This window comes from Companilactobacillus halodurans (assembly GCF_009600995.1).
Lineage (GTDB): Bacteria > Bacillota > Bacilli > Lactobacillales > Lactobacillaceae > Companilactobacillus > Companilactobacillus halodurans.
This window is the reverse complement of the sequence record NZ_VDFO01000007.1, coordinates 30,468-49,419: the sequence shown is the minus strand read 5'-3', so window position 1 is coordinate 49,419 and position 18,952 is coordinate 30,468. Positions and strand designations below refer to the sequence as shown.

The window sequence follows — 18,952 nt, the reverse complement described above, 5'->3', positions numbered from 1 at the left end:
AAATGACATTAAATTTTGTATTAGGAAAGAACCAATTTGATCATCATCAAAAAATGATGGAGTTGTTCGATTCAGATTATCAAAAAGATAAAAACGGACAATTCTTCTTTTTAGTACCTAACCACATTAAGTTTGAGTCAGAAATCAATATTCTTAAACATTTTGTAAAAGGCGACGACAAAGACGAAGTGACAGCAACTCATAACGTCCAGACATTTTCCTTTTCACGTTTAGCTTGGTATTTCTTACGTAGCAACAGCGATTATAATTTAGCAACCTTAACGCAAACTAAAGCAGCTATGCTGTTGAAAGAAATTATCCAATCACACAAGTCGGATTTGAAGATATTTCGAGGCATGGTCGACAAACCCGGTTTTATTGACCAAATGATCTCTCAATTTGACGAGTTCTTAAATGGACAAGTCCAACCTGACGACATTGCTGAAGTTCTGGATAAAAATGGCGATGGCATCTTTGCTGACAAAATCAAAGAATTAAACCTAATTTATACAGATTATCTTCAAAAAATTCAAAATTATAATACGAATGACTTTCAGCTAAATTCATTAGCCGATTTTTTAAATCAAAAAATCAAAACATCACAGTATCATTTTTATTTAGAAGGTTTTTCAACTTTTACCGCTACGGAAATGAATTTAGTTAAAACGATGCTATTAAATAGTGCCAATTTAAATATTTCTTTAGTATTAGAAAAACCTATTTTGGAACCAAACGATATATCAGAATTTTTTTATCGGCCTACTTCAACTTATCAACAACTGCATAATTTTGCAAAGTCTCAACAAATAATTACACGAAATTATTTTGCTGATCAACCTAGGATTAGCTCCGATTTAGCAAAATTAGAAGATTATTGGATTCAATCAAGCGACGGCGGACATATTAAGGCAAGCGGATTAGACAGCCAAACTTCAGTCCAAATCTGGAAATGTACCGATAAGCAAACTGAAATCTCAGCTGTCAGCACCTATATCCGTCAAATGGTGGCACGGCAAGGTTATCGTTACAAAGATTTCCTTATTCTAGCTCGAGATTTATCAGAATATGGTTCCTTTGTCGAATCCTTCATGGAAAATAATGAAGTGCCATACTTTATCGATTTACAAAAAAAGATGGCGAACCATCCCTTTAAACGTCTCATCGACTTGCTATTTGCGATTTATAACAAGGGCATGCAAGAAGATGACGTCATTAGTTTGTTGCGGACTGAACTTTTGTTGCCAGAACAATTTCAAGACGATATCGAAGGCTTCCGTCAGGCAGTCGATTTAACGGAAAACTATATTCTAGCCAATGGCACGACCAAACGTAATTGGCTTGGAGATGATTTCAAGCCGAACGTTACATTGGATAAAAAAATTGATAGTTTCAAGATTGAAGCCTTTGACCAAATCAATGTAATCAAGAATTTTATTGAAGAAATTTATCAAGAATTAGACCAATTCCTCAACTCCAATCACACTTCCTTAGAAAGTGCTAGCTTTTTATACAGCTTTTTAGATAAACATCAAGTTTTCGAGACGCTTCTAAAATGGCAAAATCAAGCCACCGAACAAAAGAACTTGAGTCTTGCTAATCAGCCGGAACAAATCGTCAATCTCTTCAATCAAGTTTTAGATGAGTATGTCGAAGTCTTTGGTGACGCCAAATTTCAATCGAAAGATTTTATTGAGATTTTGGATGCAGCGTTTGAAAGTGCTACTTATTCGCAGATTCCTTCAACTTTAGATGCTGTCAGTATTTCTGAAATCGGAATGATTCAACCAACTGACCGCAAAATCACTTTTATCTTAGGATCTACAACCAACAATATGCCTGCAGCAACCGTTACCAACAATATCGTAACTGACGATGAACGGGGTTTTTTAAATGATGAATTGACTGATGGCAAATATCTCCAAGAATCGGATGAGGCCGTCAATAACTCAGAACCTTTCTTGCACGACATTATCTTTACAACTCCAAGTCAAAGACTAGTTTTCACGTATCCTAATTTGACTGAGGACAATAAAAAGCAAGACTTGTCTAGTTATGTTAAACGAATCAAAGAACATTTCCGACTCGACGAGCAATTAGTTTTATTGAATCCTTCAATTGATGATACAGACGAAAATGATATCTTACGCTACATGGGGTCCAAGGCTTCTAGTCTTAATTATTTGATACGCGTGTCACGCTCTGCTTTAGATAATCAGACTGATTTGCCAGATGCCTGGAAATATGTTCGTCAGCAATTATTAAACGATGAACCAGATAAGTCGAGTTTCGCCTTAAGTTCTTTAGATTATCAAAATATTCCTCACGATTTGGATATTGAAACTGTCGATGCCTTATATGGCAAAAATATCAACGTCTCAATCTCACAATTAGAGACTTTCTACCAAAATCAATATGAATATTTCTTGCAATATGGCTTAAGGCTACGTCCAAGGCAATTATTTGAAATCACGCCTGCTCAAACAGGTTCGATTTTCCATGCTGTTTTAGATGGTTTGGTCAAATACCTGAACGCACACCAACAACGATTGACTAACTTCGATGACCAAGAGATAAAACAATTAGTTGCTGATTTATTTGCCGAACAAGTTGAATTGCCAGAAAATAAAATTTTTAAGTCATCAGCTCGGATGAATTATATTGCTTCTAAATTGCAAAGTACCTTAGTTCAATTGATTACGAACATGAAACAACAGTACAAACGGAATAAATTCGTTCCCAGAGCTTCAGAAGTGACCTTTGGCCGAATCGACAATGAACAAGACTTAAAAGGCTTGTCATATGAAATACCTGGTGGTCACAAAATCAATGTTCGTGGAAAAATCGATCGAATTGATGAAATGATTTTAAATGACATTACTTATTTAGCAATCATCGATTATAAATCAGGCGATAAGAAGTTCAACTTCCCAGAATTTTTAGATGGAATCACTATGCAAATGCCAACTTATATTCAAAGTTTGACTAATAACTTACCTGATTTGGGTTCTAACTTAAAAGTTGGTGGAGCTTTGTATGAGCACATCAGTAATCCATTCGTTAAGATAACTAAATCAGCTTTAAATAATCTGGATACGCAAATTTTGCGTCAATTTAAACTTCAAGGATTGTTGCTTGATGATGAGGATTTATTGGAAAACTTTGACGTCGATGCCAGAACAAAAGCTAACAAGAGAAGCAAAACATCACCGGTCGTCAGTGCCTCTGATAAAGATGTCGTCAGTGACGATGATTTATTCAAAATATTAAACTACAATAAACGTTTGATTAAACAAGCAGGAGAAACGATTTATTCTGGTAAATTGAAATTGAATCCTTATCGTTATCAAACCACGACTGGCTTGCAATATAGCGATTATCGACCAATTTTTGAATTTGATGCAATGTTGCCAGAAAATGACTACCACGACGTAATCAATTACAACAAAGAAAACGTTATTAAAGAAATACAAACGATTTTAGAGGATGGTGAAGATAATGCCTGAGTGGACAGAAGATCAAAAAAAGGCCATCTATCATCGTGGCCACGATATTTTAGTTTCAGCGGCTGCAGGGTCCGGGAAAACGACTATCTTAATCAAGCGCATCATTGAAATGCTTAAAAATGATGGCGAAGATATCGATAATTTATTAGTTGCAACCTTTACTGAAGCAGCTGCTCAAGAAATGAAGGACCGTCTTTTAAGCAGTCTGAAAGATGAATTGAATTCAGAAACGGATGCCAAGATGCGTCAGCACCTTCAGAAACAAATCTTTCATATTCCCATGTCAAATATCAGTACATTGCACGCTTTTTGTTTGAGCGTTATCAAAAAATTCTATTACGTTATCGAACTCGATCCTAATTTTAGGTTGCTAAGCGACGATACTGAGAAGTCCATTATTCAAGAACAAGCCTATGACAATGTGCGTGACAGTTATTATAGTAGTGGCGATATTGATTTTTTACGATTGACCGATAATTTCACTAATGACCGTTCCGATGACGGCTTGAAAGATATTATTTTCAAGCTATACGACTTTGCAATCACCAACGCCGATACTAATGAGTGGCTCGAAAATTTAATTACGGCTTATCAATTCAAAACAACTTTTTCTGAATCGCAATTTTATCAAACTGACTTTTTACCTCAAGTGAAAGCTCGTCTGGAACAAATTAGAGAAGAGGTCCTTCGCGGGATTGAATTAGCTAATGAAGATGAACTGGCTAACTCTTATCTCAAGGTGTTCCAAGAAATCAATGAGTGGCTGTTATCTCTAGAAGAACAATCGCCTACTAAAAACTATGATGAAATTAGAACTTTGTTGGCTAATTTTAAGCCTAAAGCTAAAAAAGACACCATCAAAAAAGCTGATAAAGAAGGCAAGGATTTATCATTCTTAAATGATGCTTCAAAAATCAGAGCAGACATAACGAAACAAGTTACGTCTTTATATGACGAATACTTTGTTAAAGCAGAAACTGATGTCAACGATTCTTTGAGGATTGCTCAAGGCTTGATTGAAAAATTGGTTGAAGTTGAGCACAGTTTTATTAAAGAATTCGACCGCTTGAAGCAAAACAATCATGTTTTAGATTTCAATGATTTGGAGCATAAAGCAGTGGCAATTTTGACTGGAGAAGTCGATGGTCACAAGATTGCTCTAGAATACTATCAAAATAAATTTCATGAATTAATGATTGACGAATACCAAGATGTCAACGCTATGCAAGAAAAAATCATTAGTTTATTGTCGTGTGAAAATAATCATCGTTTCATGGTCGGGGACATCAAACAATCAATTTATGGTTTCAGACAAGCTGCACCTTATATCTTTACGGATAAGTATGCCAAATATCAAAAAGACGACAATCCCAATGAATTGATTCAACTGTCCAAAAACTTTCGTTCTTCAGTGGCAGTCGATGATTTTGTTAATCAAATCTTTACGAGAATCTTTGATCAAAAGATTGGCGATATCGATTATGATGAAAGTTCTAAATTGGTTGTGGGAACTAATTTCCCCAAATCAGTCGATATGACTAATGAATTCAATGTGCTGATTAAAAATGAAGATGATGAGACTGCTAAACGTCAATTGCTGATTACACAAGCGGCTAAACGGATTCAAAAACTAATGAATAATAATTTCCAAATCTATGACAGCAAGATTAAAGCTGATACGGATGAAGAAAAAGTTCGCCCTTTGAAATATTCCGATATTGCTATTTTGTCGCGAACTAAGGAAAACAATACTGATTTGATTTCGTATTTCTCAAAAGCTAATATCCCTATAATGGTGACTGATGCTCAAAACTATTTCCAAACGACGGAATTGCAAATCATGATGTCGATGCTTGATATTATCGATAATCCTTATCAAGATATTCCGCTAGTGGCAGTTTTACGTTCGCCAATCGTTGGTATGGATGAAGAAATGTTGAGCAAAATTCGTTTAGTCGATAAAAGAGAAACTTACTTCACGGCGATGAATGAATACTTGAATTTTGAAAATGCTGACCAACATATCAAAAACAGTTTGGAATCATTTTTGATGCAGTTGAACAATTATCGTGACTTTGCTAATAAGAATAGTATTGCTCGATTGATTTGGAAAATTTATCAAGAAACTGGTTTATTGGAGTACGTTTCAGGGGTGCCTGGTGGAAAACAAAGAGCAGCTAATTTACACGCTTTGTACCAAAGAGCCAATTCTTATGAAGAAAATAATTATAAAGGTCTCCATCAATTCATTGGTTTCATTGATCGAATGCAAAAACTTGATAAGGACCTTTCACAACCTAACAGTATTGAAGCAACGGAAGATACAGTTAAGGTCATGACTGTTCATGCCTCGAAAGGTTTGGAATTTCCAGTAGTTATCTATTTAGATATGGCTAAGCAATTCAATATGCAAGATGTTAATGCTAATACCGTTTTTGATGCTCATAAGGGCATCGGGATTACTTTAAGCGACAACGATTCGCGTTTGCAATATCGGACTATGCAGCGTGGCATCATTAGCAATCAAAAGAAAATTTCAACCGTTTCTGAAGAGATGCGCTTACTTTATGTAGCTTTAACTAGAGCCAAGCAAAAATTGATTATGTTTGGTTTTACCAAGAGTCCCGACGATTTATTAAAGACTTGGGATGATATTCATCCAAACGGTCATTTAATCAATGAATCAGCTCGTTTAAAAGCTAACAGTTTCCAAAATCTAGTTGGAATCAGTACTTTATCTGGCGATGATAGAAATGAGGTTGATGAGAATCACTTTGAAGATTCAACTTGTCAGCTTGATTTCCATCTTATTTCAACTGAAAAAGCCGTTGACAATCAAGCAAAAATCATTATTCCTAAAAAAGCTCCCGTTGAGCCAAGCAGTCTGTTTAAGCAATCGGTCGACGATATTTTAAATATGGATTATCAACATCAAGAAGCAGTTAATACTACAGCCTATCAATCCGTTTCAGAGATCAAAGGGTTATTCGCTGATCCAGATGATGAACAGATGTCGACAAATCTATTTAATCAGGATAAAAAAAATAATGATGCCCGATATAATTTGGGTTCGTTTGCTAAACCAAGCTTTTTAACGAAGACCAAACAAGTTACAGCAGCTGATATAGGGAGCGCAACTCACTTAGTCTTGCAAAAAATTGATATTGAAAAGGAGCCGCAAATAAACGATTTTGAAAGTCTGATTGCGCAAATGGTCAATGAGAAGCAGTTAACTAAAGAATTAGCTGATAAAATCGATTGCGAAAGTCTTGTTAAATTTTATCAAAGCGATTTGGGTAAATTAATTGTCGAAAATCATGAAAATGTTAGTCGCGAATATACTTGTTCAATCTTGATGTCAGCTCAAAAGTTGTTTAAAAACAGTTCAAATAATGATTCCACTAACGATAAAATATTAGTTCATGGTATTATTGATGGAGTGATTGAATTAGACCAGGGAATCGTAATTTTTGACTACAAGACCGATAACGTCACGAGTCAAAATTTACATGAACTTATTTCTAAGTATTCTGGGCAAGTCAATTTATATGCAGAAGCCATTTCTGCTATTAAAACTAAACCCGTCGTGGGTAAATATCTTTATTTCTTGAAGATTAATCAAGCGGTTAATTTAGAGGAAACTAAAAGATGAGAGGTGAATGATTTGAAAAATACTTACGCTGTTGTTGATTTGGAAACTACCAATTCTAATTGGCATGACAACGGGCGTATAATTCAATTCGGCTGTGCCCTTATCGAAAATGGTGAAATTACGCACCTTTATGATCAAAAGATCAATCCAAAAGTCCCCATTCCAGCAAGAATCACGGCTCTAACGGGACTAAGCGACGAAGATGTCAAAGATTCGCCAACATTTGAAGAAGTTGCACCTGATATTTTTAAACTTTTAAAAAATCGAGTTTTTATTGCACATAACGTGAATTTTGATTTGACCTTTTTAAATCGAGAACTTAAACGTATCGGAATGAATCAACTCAATGTCAAAGCTATCGATACTGTTGAATTAGCGCAGATTTTATTTCCAACTATTAGTAGTTATAAACTACAAGATTTAACGCATTATTTAAGCATCGTTCACAAAAATCCACACAGTGCTAACAGCGATGCTCATGTTACCGGCGAACTGTTTTTAGTTCTACTCAAAAGAATTCAACAGTTACCGCTTGAAACACTGCGTATGTTAGCCAAGTTTGGCAAGAATACGATTCGCGAGACCAATCTAGTTTTTAAAACGATTCTCGAAGAACGGGAGAAAAACTCGCGGACCGAAGTGTTGCCAGCATATCTTTTTGAACGAAATGGTTTGATTTTACGTAAAAAGGATTTTCATGTTAGTGAACAAATTGATCACACTAATAAATATCCGCAAACGCGTGAAGCCAAAAAGGAACTATTAGATGGCATCTTAGACTATCGTGTCAATCAGTCCAATTTAATGGACAACATCTATAAAACAAGTCAACATCGTGACAAAGTAAAAAAATGGAATTTAATTGAAGCTCCAACTGGAGCAGGGAAGACTTTAGGCTATCTTTTGCCACTGTCATATCTGATCAATCTTAATCAAAAATTAGTGATTGCTACAACAACGAAGGTTTTGCAGCAACAAATTTTAGAACAATCGATTCCACTATTGAACCAAGTTACGAGAAATAATTATCATGCTGAAATCGTCAAGAGCAGTTACAATTTTATTGACTTAGACCGTTTCTCTGAAGCGCTAGATAATTATCGTTTGCATAGTCATACCGCAATTTTGAAGATGAAGATTATCGTTTGGTTGACAATGACGACGACAGGGGACTTGAGTGAATTACATTTAACTAATTACAACAGTCCGCTGTTTAGCATTATTCGACACCGTGGCGAATCTAAAGAGAACACCGTTTTTTGCAACGATGACTTTTGGTTGTATCAACAAAATCGATATTTAGAATCGAAAATTTTGGTCACCAATCAAGCTTTCTTATCGCGTCATTTAGAAAGCAAGTATTGGGGCGACAATTCTTATTTGGTCATCGATGAAGCGAACCACTTTGCTGGCAGTCTACGTGCTGCCAGTTCACCAACGATTGATTTCTTACAATTGAATGAATATGTCAAAAAAATCAGCGATATCTTGTATCAAAACCGGGTAACTTTACGTTATGCCTTTACCGAAGTAACGACACAATTGTGGAATTACCAAGACTTGCAAAACATGGAGATTCATTTTCAAGCAGTCGATGAATTGATGGAACGATTGGAATATAATATTTTTGGTCGCTATGTCAGAAATAAAGTAGCTTTTAAGGATCGAGAAGAGTACGTTTCAATTCTTGACAGCAGCAATAAATTCGGTAAAAATAATAACAAATTAGTTGAGTTATTATCCGATTTGATTGTTGAACTATCTTTGATTTCTAATCGAGTTGAAACATTATTCGACCAATATAATTTCCAAAAGAACTTTATTTCCGTTGAATTATCAAAAGTTATTTCTAATCTAACAATTGAAAATAGCAAACTAGAAAAAGTTATCAAAAATCTGGATGAGTTGTTGCAAGCTCTCCAAAGTTCCGATAACCAATTTGGAATTCAAATCGATATGCGCGATTATTATGACCCTAAAACTTTGAAGTTAAGTTGGCGTCAGTATAATATTCAAACTTTAATCGATGAAACGACTGATCGATTCAGCCAAATCTTCGCTATCGGAGCGGCTATTACGATTCAAAAGGATTTCTCGCACTTTATTTTAGATACACAATTGAATCAAAACCAAATCAATCAAATGGTTATTTTGCCGGATATGAACAGTATTTCCAAAAACAGCAAAATTTACTTGCCAGCTGATTTGCCAGATATTCAATCGCTTAATAGTGAAGAATATTATGACATGGTCACAAAATATATTGTTGATGTTTTAGATAATCTAGATCATCAAACAATGATTCTTTTCAATTCATTGAATACTTTGAGTAAAGTTTATCAGCGTCTGATGGAAACTGACGTCAAAGGTAAATGGGAGATTTTAGCTCAGGGTGTCACTGGTTCAAACGAAAAAATCAAAAAACGTTTTGCCATTGGCCAGCGCTCCGTGTTATTAGGAGCTAACTCATTTTGGGAAGGCGTCGATTTTCCTAAGAAAGTCTTGGAGATTTTAATCGTTACGAGGATTCCATTTGAATCGCCAGAGCAACCTGATGTTAAAATCAAACAAGACATCCTTAAGCGTCAAGATATGAATATCTTCAAAGTTGATTCGTTGCCAAATGCTATCTTGCAATTAAGACAGGGTTTAGGACGTCTGATTCGAACACCAACCGATCGTGGCGTGATTTTGATGTTAGACAATCGAATTTTAACCAAGAGTTACGGCAAAACGATTCTAGAATCCTTGCCGAAGGGGCTACCAATTGTCAATGAGGATATGAGTTCGATTAAAAAAGATATAAATGAATTTCTGAATTAGACAATTTACTGCTATACTATTTTTGTTAGTTTAAAAAAGGACGTATTATGAGTAGAAGCACAAAAATCTTATTGACTATCTCTTTAATTGCATTAGCAATTGTTTCAGCTTTAACATACTTGAACCTTTCCTCCGCTCCTTATTCGAGTGCCAAGTCACAGGCTAAGGATATTGCCGAAGAAAAAGCTGGGATAGTTGAAGCTGATTATTTTGGAAATTACACCCGCCAAAAGCAGTATTATGCAGTTGGCGGTTTAACGAAGAATGAAAAGTATCGTTATATTATTATTAATGCAAAAAGTGGTAAAACAGAAGTTGTTAATAAAAATAATGCTCCTGTTCGTCAAACAGTTATCGATGGTGTAGCACAAAGATATAATGCTAAAAAGATTTTGCATATCAATTTAGGTATTTATAAAGATAAACCTACTTGGGAAGTTGCTTTCCAAAAGAAAAATGGGTCTATTGGCTATAACTTGGTTGATTTCCGTAGCGGCAAGAGTATTCAAATTATCAATAACATTTAAAAAATTCTAAAAAAAGTCGAGATTAATAGATTTCTCGGGCTTTTTTTATTCATTGGAGTAATTAATATGGATGATGAATTATTCAATACCTTTGTTGACAGCGGCAATACGACTATCAACAATTTAATCATCAAAAATTTTCATAAATTGGGCATGACTGAAAAAGATTTGATTGTCTATTTAGCTTTGTCGATGTACGCACAAAAGGGCAATACTTTTCCCATGGCAAAAAATTTGGCAGAAGATACGGGAATGGATGAAGCCACTATTTATACGATTATTCAAGGAATGATCAAACTTGGAATCATCGAATTGAAAACAGTGATGGATCACCATCAACAACGAGACCTTTATTCGTTAACGCCGATTTATTATCGGATTCAAAATCTTTTAAAACAAGAAAAGCAATCCAACAAAAAAGACAAATTAATGTCAGATACTGAAGAATTATTTAAAAAGATTGAAGTTGAATTTGGACGTCCTTTATCACCAATTGAACAAGAACAAATCCACCAATGGATTGATGATGATCATTATAGTGTCGAGTTGATTGATTTAGCTTTACGAGAAGCAGTTTTGAATCAAGCTTATTCATTGAAATACATGGACCGAATCCTTATCAGTTGGGAAAAGAGTAATATTAAGACAGCAGAACAATTGGAAGAACGTCGAAAGAAATTGGGGTATTAATATGTTAAAAGATGAACAGATTGTTTGGGCCATCCATCAAATGGAAGACGACATTGGACCAATTGGACGGACATTAGATTCAAGAACGCCATTTCAATATTTAGTTTCAGTTATTTTGAGTGCTCAGGCGACTGATATATCAGTCAATAAAGTGACGCCAGAATTGTTTGGCAAATATCCAGAACCAAAGGATTTGATGAAAGCTAATGTATTAGACGTTGAACAAATAATCAAAAGCGTTGGACTATTTCATAACAAAGCAAAAAACATCATTAAAACTGCCCAAATCGTTCATGAACAATTAAATGATGTTGTCCCAACGACAAGAAAGGGAATTATGGCTTTGCCTGGTGCTGGTCGAAAAACTGCCAATGTCGTTTTGAGCGATGTTTTTGACCAGCCAACTTTTGCTGTCGATACGCACGTGTCAGCTATTTCAAAACGGTTGCACTTTGTTGATGAAAAAGCTAATCCTCTTCAAGTAGAGAAGAAAATCGTCAGTGTTATGAAGCCAGAAGAATTGCATCGAGCTCATCATACAATGATCGAATATGGCCGTAAGTATTCGATGAAATTGGACCCCTCAAAAGAGACGAATCAATTGATTATTGAATGCGACCAATTAAATTCTGAAAATGATAAGAACAATAATAAAAATACAAATGATTAAACACAAAAAAAGCCTTAGAAACGTTTAAAATTTCGTTTCCAAGGCTTTTTTGCTTGTAATTTATAATTTATTGTTCGCTGGTTGACTGAACAGTAGAACTGTTGCTCGATGAACCATTAGTAGTAGCACCACTATTAGTAGTACTGCCACCACCAGTGCTGTCTGTACCACCCGTATTGGTTGATCCTGTGTCGCCACTTGAACCGGTATCTCCAGTTGTCGTGCCGCCACCGTTACTACCAGTATTGCCGGTATTTCCAGTATTACCTGTGTTAGTATTTCCACCAGTGCTACCAGTATTAGTATTACCGCCAGTATTGGTATTGGAATTTGTACTTGAGCCGTTAGAGTCTGTTGATGATGAAGTACCGTTGGAATCAGTCGTTGTGTCAGTTGAATCATCACTGCCATTTGATTGAGTTCCAGTTTCATTATTACTATCGGTATCATCATTTTCATTATCACTTGATTCTGAAGAACTGCTTGATTGCTGGTTAGTAGTTACTTGATTGCTGCTTGAGCCAGAGGCACTGCTTGTTGAGTAATCTGAACTCTTGTAAGGATTTGATGGAGCGTGTCCTTTAACAAACAATTCTTTTGTGTAACTTGATGAACTTGAACTTGGCGATGCTACTACTGGAGTAGTTGAACCATCATTCTTGATCATCCTTGATACAACGGTGTCAGGTTTCTTCCAATTAGGATTGCTGTCTGATTTATTAGCTAAGTAACTCATTTCAGCTTTATAAATCTTACCAGCAATACTTTGATAGGTTGAGGAAATACCGTTTTGATTTGGTGAATCATAACCTGTCCAAACACTGATTGAATAATTTGGCGTATAGCCGTTGTACCATGAATCTTGAGCTGTACCACTTAAAGCGGAATTACTTGCAATCGCTGAATCGCTGTAATTTGTTGTACCGGTTTTACCAGCTTGATGCAATCCAGAAATTTTAGCATATGTGGCATAAGTTGAAGGAACACCCTTGAGCATATCGGTAATCATGTAGGCAGTTGAAGTCTTCATGACCCGCTTACCAGATTTGCCATAGTTATGGGTCAATCCATCAGCCGTTTCAATTTTAGAAACATAATATGGTTTGTAGTACGTTCCACCATTTGAAAAGGCTGCATAAGCTGAAGCACCTTGTAATGTTGAAACATCGCTACCGATACCAGCTGACAAGCCTTGATTCTTTTTAATATCGATTCCTAATTTGGAAGCAAATTTCTTTGCTTTGGTAAAACCAACTGCGGAAAGAGTACGTATAGCTGGAATATTTCTAGAATTTACTAAAGCCTTACGCATACTCATTTGACCATCGTATTGCTCATCCCAATCTTTCAATTCGATACTAGTTCCGGGATAAGTATAGGCAGTATCTTCTACTTGATGATAAGTAGACCAATTGAGATATTCAATAGCTGGTCCATAATCTAGGATTGGTTTCATTGTTGAACCATTACTTCTAGAAGTTTGAACCGCACGATTCAATCCAAATTGAACATCGCCGAGATTTCTACCACCAATCATCGCTACGACTTTACCATTGTTAGGGTTAACGATAGTTGATCCAACTTGCATCTTTTGGTCAGGGAATGAAACGTAATTAGAACTATTAACGATATTATAAAGTTTCTTTTGAGCATCATAATCCATATTGACCGTTATCTTGAGGTTATCACGATAAGGATCGAAGCCTTTTTTCTTAACTTCGGAAATTGCTTCCTTTATATAAGGGTCAGAGATGATTCTCTTAGTATTATTACTATTAGTTACTTTCTTATATGGCTGCAAACCTGAACTGATTGGCGTGTTGATAGCTTTTTCAGCCTGAGATTTAGTAATCTTATTATTGTTATACATTGATCTAATAACTAAATCACGACGATTCTTTGAAGCCTCAGGGTGAGTGTAAGGATCGTAATTACTTGGTGCATTAGGCAATCCCGCTAACATGGCCATCTGTGCAAGAGACAATTGTTTCAATGTCTTGCCATAATAGTATTTGGCACCAGTTTGCATCCCATAAATACCATTATTCAGATAAACTTTATTCATATAGAATTCCAAAATCTGTTGCTTAGAAAATTTTTGACTGACACGCATGGCAAGCCAAGCTTCTTGCATTTTACGTTTAAAAGTTTGGTCCTTGGTATCAGTCGAGAAGACCGTCAACTTAACTAATTGTTGCGTTAAAGTACTCCCACCTTGGAGAGTTCCTTTCGTAACGTTATTAAAAGCTGATTTAGCAATACGAACCGGATCGATTCCTAGAGGTTCGTTATAAAAGTTCTTATCCTCAATGGAAACGACAGCATCTTCCATTTGTTGAGGAACTTTATCGATGGTGACATAATTTCTCTTATTGTCTCCAAGCGAGGCAATTTGTTTACCAGTGGAATCAACGATTGTTGAAGAGCCACCGCTTTGCAGATTTTCCTGACTGATTGCCGGGGCACTGAAAGCGTAATATACAAAGACAAATAAAAATATTCCCACTAAAACAGCTAGAATAGATAAAACCCATTTAAAAATATTTTTAAATGTCAAAATATTATTATTCTTTTTATTCATTATTTCTCCTTCCCACTTTCGATGAGTTGTTGAATCGCATCAACATACGGTAAAGTAGGATCATAGTTAGCCTTGATCTCAATTGAGCTATCAATTATATCTTGAAGCTGAATTGACTTTGCGCCATCGTGTTTTTGAGCATCCCAGTGCAAAAATAAGGTATCGGCTGGCATTACAAAATATCGTTTTAATGTAACGTATTTTATAATAACAAAGCAAATGCCACCTTGTTTTTGACACATCCGCAAATGATCAATCTGATGTTGATGGAAGTTCTTTAAAGGAAAGATATTTTTGTTCTTAGTTTCCTTAGCTTCAAAATCAACATAATAACCATTATAAACACCATTGTAATCAGTTGTCGAAGCCTGTCTGAAATATGCCTCCTTAATAACGGCACGGCTACGTTTAGGATAGTCGACTTTAACAATTTGAATCGGCGTTGGTTTTTTATAAATTACTGCGATATCATGACTGCGATAGTACTTGTTACTTTCATTAATCTCTTCTTCCAGAGTCATACCGCGATCGCCAAAAATAAGTTTTTTCTTGGCACTAGAAGCGTGGAGAGAAGAGTGTGATGGATTATTAAAACTTCTTCCATCTGGGTAGTTTATTTTCAAAATATCAACTCCTACGTTGCAAATTATACCATGACAGCAAAAATATTATTTAAGGAGGTTCTTGATGATAAAAAATTTATGGATCACAGGGTACCGTTCATATGAACTGGGCATTTTTAAAGATAATGACCCAAAAGCCAAAGTAATTCAAGACTTTTTTGAACAAAGAATTACTAATTACGTAGAAGACGGAACTCAATGGGTCATCACTGGCGCTCAACTTGGCACAGAACAAATTATCGGAAAGGCCATACAAGAAGTTAAGAAAAAAGGCTATAATATAAGACATGCAGTGATATTACCTTTTAACGAGTTTGGTAAAAAATGGAATGAAAATAATCAGCTATTGTTAAATGTTTTTTTAAGAAATGCCGACTATGTCAATAAAATTTCTAATAAGAGTTATTATAGTGGTAAGCAACTGCGAGTTTGGCAAGATTTTATGCTTAAACACACAGATGGCGCTTTGATTTTTTATGATCCTGACAGTGGTGGCAAACCTAAATTTGATTATGAAGCAATCAAAGCTTATCAAAATCGTGGTATCGACTACCAATTAGAGCTGATTGATTTTGATTCTATGCAGGACTTTGCTAATATGTTATATGATAGTTAGGATAAGTTAAATCGACAATAATTAACACTGGGGTGTTTAATAATGAATAATATGAACGGAATGAACCAACAACAACCAAATGGCAATGACAATTCAAATGAAACTTCATTAAATTATCAACCAAATGATATTTTGCAAAAAGAATTTAAGACAAAAATGCGTGGCTATGATCCCACAGAGGTTGACCAATTCTTAGATGGTATTATTAAAGATTACGAAACATTTGCTAATGAAATCAGTCAATTAAAGTCGGAAAATGACCGTTTAGCTCAAGCACGCCCAACAAATCCACAAAATAACTTTCAACAAAGACAAAAAAATAATCGATTGAGACAAAAGCCAGCTATGACGGCTACGGCTGAAGCTTCAACTAATTATGATATTTTAAAACGTGTTTCTAATTTGGAAAAACGTGTCTTTGGTCATGATTTTGCTAATGGCGTTCCAGAAAATAACGAGTCGAAACAATTTGCTTCAGCAGTTGTTCCTAATAATATGAACAACCATAGTGGAGTAGAGAGTGGACACACTGAAGTTAATCCACGGATGAATCAAGGCTCAATGAACAATAACTTTAATAATCCTAGTCAAAACTCAAATAATTTTCAACCAAATAGCCCTACAAATGGGGCTTCTGGCCAAAATCAAAATAATTTTAATGGAAATTTGAATAATAATAACCATTTTAATCAATTTTAGTGTATACTATTCAAGTCGGTAAATTACGAGTAATCGCGGTCTAGTTATCTAGGCTGAGGAAAGTCCACGCCCGCGCGAGCTGAGATGCTTGCAGTGTTTGTGCTTGGTCCAATAAACCAAGGTGCCTTTTATAAAGGTAATGGCAGTGAACGCACTAAAGTCTTTGACCATGTGTTACTAGCTTGAAAGTGCCACAGAGACGTATTATTGTGAGAAATTGCAATGGTGGAACGAGGTAAACCCCGCAAGCGGGCAACCCAAACTTTGGTAGGGGCGCTTCATAACGAGAAATGAATCTACTGTGAAGGCTTAATTGTAGATAGATGATTACTAACTGTATTAGGGTGCCGTCCTGATACATGAACAAAACGTGGCTTATAGGAGTTTATCGAGGCAGAGGGACGACTTGTTCGTCCTTTTTTTATACAAAAAATTAAACTAAGAGGGGCAATATGAAATTAATTGCGACTATGTCAAGCGGCTTTGAATCTGTAACCGCAAAGGAATTACAAAATTTGGGATACGATACAAAGACCGAGAATGGTAAGGTCTATTTTGACGGCGAGTATGAAGATATTGCTAGAGCTAACTTGTGGCTAAGAAGTGCTGACCGTGTCAAAATTCTGATTGGAACGTTCAAGGCAACCACTTTTGATGAACTTTTTAATAAAGTTTATGCAATTGCTTGGGATGATTGGTTGCCATTGAATGCGGCTTTTCCAATTAAAGCAAGAACAGTTAAATCAAAATTGCATTCAGAACGTGATATTCAAGCCATAACAAAAAAAGCCATCGTAAATAAAATGGCTGATGTTTTCATGCGTCGTGGACGTTTACCAGAGACTGGCGCAACATTTCAAATTGAAACTAGAATCCATAAAGATGCTGTTGAAGTAACACTTGATACTACTGGTGAATCGCTTTATAAGCGTGGTTACAGAATCGAGCATGGTGCTGCTCCTTTGAAGGAGAACTTCGCTGCTGCAATGATTCTTTTGACTGTCTGGCATCCAGAAGAAGATCCATTCTTAGATCCAACCACAGGTTCCGGTACGATTGCAATCGAAGCAGCACGAATGGCTAAAAATATTGCTCCAGGAATAAAGCGTCATTTCTTATTTGAAAACTTCGATTGGTTCGATAATAAGATTCTTGAGAATCTCAAAGAAGAAGCTGAAGCTGGCGTCAAAGATGTCGATTTAGATATTCGTGCTTCAGATATCGATGGTTCAATGATCGATATTGCTAAATTAAATGCACATGACGCTGGCGTTTTGCATGATATTCAATTTAAACAAGTCGCTATCAAAGATTTAAAGATTGAAGGGGAGTACGGAACCATTATTACTAACCCACCTTACGGTCAACGAATGAGCGACATGGCAGGAGTTAGAAAACTTTATAAAGAAATGGGAGAAGTCTTTGCGACTGCTCCCACTTGGAATAAATATATTTTAACTAGTGATGTCGAATTTGAAAAATACTTCGGTTCCTTAGCCACTAAAAAACGTAAATTATATAATGGTTCATTAAAGACCGATCTTTACCAATATTGGGCTAAAAAACATTAGAGCGTATCGCGCCTGTGTAGGTCCCAAAGAATTACTAAAATAATAATAATCGTGATGATTAATGAAAAGACCCAAGACCAGCCCTTATCGGCAATTGGTAATTTCATGTTCATTCCGTAAAACCCTGATACGATCGTGGGGATACTGAGAATAATCGTGTAGATTGTCAGTATCTTCATGGTCGTATTTGTTCGATTATTCAAAATATTGTTATAAGTGTTTGAAATTCGATCAATGATGTCTGAACTGAGATCCGCCTGATTCTTTATCTGTTCAATTTCAATCATGGAATCATGCAAATGTTCATGGGCAGATTTAGTTAGATGTAAATCTTGAACATTGCCCGACGAAATGAGTTCTAGTTGTTTCAAGACTCCTAAATTTCCGTTGATGGCAGTATTCAGATAAGTGGTCAAATCTTGTAAGTTGGCTAATTCTAGAATTTGCTTTTCAGAAGAATGATGACGCTTGATCAAATGTTGAATGTTGTTTCGTATACTGTCGGTTTCACTGATTTGGTCACTAAAGTCACTCGTTATTTGGTCAAAAGTATTGAAAATATATTCCCAAAGTTTATCCTTGATATTTGTTTTAATTCGCTGTTTGGCCTTTAATAAGTAATCTTTGATGTAATGCGTAGCATCGTTTGTAAAAAGAAACAATTGATTATCTTTAATGGTAAATGAAATAGGCAGGGTACGTTGCGACAAATCAGTTGTTTGATTATTTTCATTTTGAACGTTATAGACCAGCAAGTAAGTTTTAGAAATATCGTCATATTCAAAACGAGCGCGTTCATTTTCATCATCAGCGTAATCTAAAATTTCATTAGTCAGACCATATTTTTCAATTAACTGGGTACGATCATCGTCGTTGAGTGTTTTAGTGGAATGAACATCTATTAATTTTACATCTTGGTTCAATATGGTTTCATTAATCATTTTTTATCCTCTCATTAAAAACAATCATACCAAAAAATAAAAAACGGATTGAGAAT

11 protein-coding genes, 1 other RNA gene and 1 pseudogene are annotated in these 18,952 nt (G+C 35.5%); 10 read left to right on the top strand and 3 right to left on the bottom strand.

What is annotated here, in order from left to right; genetic code table 11:
• The first annotated feature begins 2 nt into the window (after positions 1-2).
• The 6 genes from FHL05_RS02755 to FHL05_RS02730 all read left to right on the top strand — a co-directional run bounded on the left by FHL05_RS02755 (position 3) and on the right by FHL05_RS02730 (position 11,865).
• On the top strand, positions 3-3,503 hold the full coding sequence (locus tag FHL05_RS02755; protein ID WP_153521967.1) for a PD-(D/E)XK nuclease family protein: 3,501 nt from the start codon (positions 3-5) through the stop codon (positions 3,501-3,503).
• Positions 3,496-7,155: a helicase-exonuclease AddAB subunit AddA gene (gene addA / locus FHL05_RS02750; protein WP_153385793.1), complete on the top strand. Its 3,660-nt coding sequence runs from the start codon at positions 3,496-3,498 to the stop codon at positions 7,153-7,155. The genes FHL05_RS02755 and addA overlap by 8 nt, the downstream gene beginning before the upstream one ends.
• Positions 7,156-7,167: 12 nt before the next feature.
• Positions 7,168-9,978, top strand: a complete 2,811-nt coding sequence (locus FHL05_RS02745; protein ID WP_153521965.1) for a helicase C-terminal domain-containing protein — start codon at positions 7,168-7,170, stop codon at positions 9,976-9,978.
• Between the two features lie 47 nt (positions 9,979-10,025).
• Entirely contained in the window at positions 10,026-10,505 is a 480-nt protein-coding gene (locus FHL05_RS02740; RefSeq protein ID WP_153385791.1) for a cell wall elongation regulator TseB-like domain-containing protein, read from the top strand.
• Between the two features lie 66 nt (positions 10,506-10,571).
• A complete protein-coding gene (locus FHL05_RS02735) occupies positions 10,572-11,195 on the top strand; it encodes a DnaD domain protein (RefSeq protein WP_153385790.1) in 624 nt (207 codons plus the stop codon).
• A 1-nt stretch (position 11,196) separates the two neighbouring features.
• Positions 11,197-11,865: an endonuclease III domain-containing protein gene (locus FHL05_RS02730; RefSeq protein WP_153385789.1), complete on the top strand. Its 669-nt coding sequence runs from the start codon at positions 11,197-11,199 to the stop codon at positions 11,863-11,865.
• A gap of 67 nt (positions 11,866-11,932) precedes the next feature.
• Here the strand turns inward: FHL05_RS02730 and FHL05_RS02725 are convergent, their stop codons facing one another.
• Both FHL05_RS02725 and recU read right to left on the bottom strand, forming a co-directional pair.
• Positions 11,933-14,446 carry a PBP1A family penicillin-binding protein gene (locus FHL05_RS02725; RefSeq protein ID WP_153385788.1) on the bottom strand — a complete coding sequence of 838 codons (2,514 nt, stop codon included), beginning with the start codon at positions 14,444-14,446 and terminating at the stop codon, positions 11,933-11,935.
• Entirely contained in the window at positions 14,446-15,069 is a 624-nt protein-coding gene (gene recU, locus FHL05_RS02720) for a Holliday junction resolvase RecU (RefSeq protein ID WP_153385787.1), read from the bottom strand. The genes FHL05_RS02725 and recU overlap by 1 nt, the downstream gene beginning before the upstream one ends.
• A 64-nt stretch (positions 15,070-15,133) precedes the next feature.
• Between recU and FHL05_RS02715 the strand changes: the two genes are divergently transcribed.
• The 4 genes and pseudogenes from FHL05_RS02715 (at position 15,134) to FHL05_RS02700 (ending at position 17,955) form a co-directional block, all read left to right on the top strand.
• On the top strand, positions 15,134-15,685 hold the full coding sequence (locus FHL05_RS02715) for an SLOG family protein (protein WP_153521963.1): 552 nt from the start codon (positions 15,134-15,136) through the stop codon (positions 15,683-15,685).
• 60 nt (positions 15,686-15,745) lie between these two features.
• Positions 15,746-16,144, top strand: a pseudogene (gene gpsB, locus FHL05_RS12800) (cell division regulator GpsB); the annotation flags it as partial.
• 261 nt (positions 16,145-16,405) lie between these two features.
• Positions 16,406-16,767, top strand: an RNA gene (gene rnpB, locus FHL05_RS02705) — RNase P RNA component class B.
• 69 nt (positions 16,768-16,836) lie between these two features.
• Entirely contained in the window at positions 16,837-17,955 is a 1,119-nt protein-coding gene (locus tag FHL05_RS02700) for a THUMP domain-containing class I SAM-dependent RNA methyltransferase (RefSeq protein ID WP_153385785.1), read from the top strand.
• Here FHL05_RS02700 and FHL05_RS02695 read toward each other — a convergent pair.
• A complete protein-coding gene (locus FHL05_RS02695) occupies positions 17,952-18,896 on the bottom strand; it encodes a magnesium transporter CorA family protein (RefSeq protein ID WP_153385784.1) in 945 nt (314 codons plus the stop codon). The two genes, FHL05_RS02700 and FHL05_RS02695, sit on opposite strands and share 4 nt — an antisense overlap.
• Positions 18,897-18,952: the final 56 nt, after the last annotated feature.

What these genes read in the sequence shown, in the direction of transcription:
- FHL05_RS02730 (WP_153385789.1), top strand. Translation starts at nt 11,197, where the DNA reads ATGTTAAAAGATGAACAGATTGTTTGGGCCATCCATCAAATGGAAGAC.
- FHL05_RS02700 (WP_153385785.1), top strand. Translation starts at nt 16,837, where the DNA reads ATGAAATTAATTGCGACTATGTCAAGCGGCTTTGAATCTGTAACCGCA.
- FHL05_RS02725 (WP_153385788.1), bottom strand. Translation starts at nt 14,446, where the DNA reads ATGAATAAAAAGAATAATAATATTTTGACATTTAAAAATATTTTTAAA.
- FHL05_RS02740 (WP_153385791.1), top strand. Translation starts at nt 10,026, where the DNA reads ATGAGTAGAAGCACAAAAATCTTATTGACTATCTCTTTAATTGCATTA.
- addA (WP_153385793.1), top strand. Translation starts at nt 3,496, where the DNA reads ATGCCTGAGTGGACAGAAGATCAAAAAAAGGCCATCTATCATCGTGGC.
- FHL05_RS02715 (WP_153521963.1), top strand. Translation starts at nt 15,134, where the DNA reads ATGATAAAAAATTTATGGATCACAGGGTACCGTTCATATGAACTGGGC.
- FHL05_RS02695 (WP_153385784.1), bottom strand. Translation starts at nt 18,896, where the DNA reads ATGATTAATGAAACCATATTGAACCAAGATGTAAAATTAATAGATGTT.
- FHL05_RS02755 (WP_153521967.1), top strand. Translation starts at nt 3, where the DNA reads ATGACATTAAATTTTGTATTAGGAAAGAACCAATTTGATCATCATCAA.
- FHL05_RS02735 (WP_153385790.1), top strand. Translation starts at nt 10,572, where the DNA reads ATGGATGATGAATTATTCAATACCTTTGTTGACAGCGGCAATACGACT.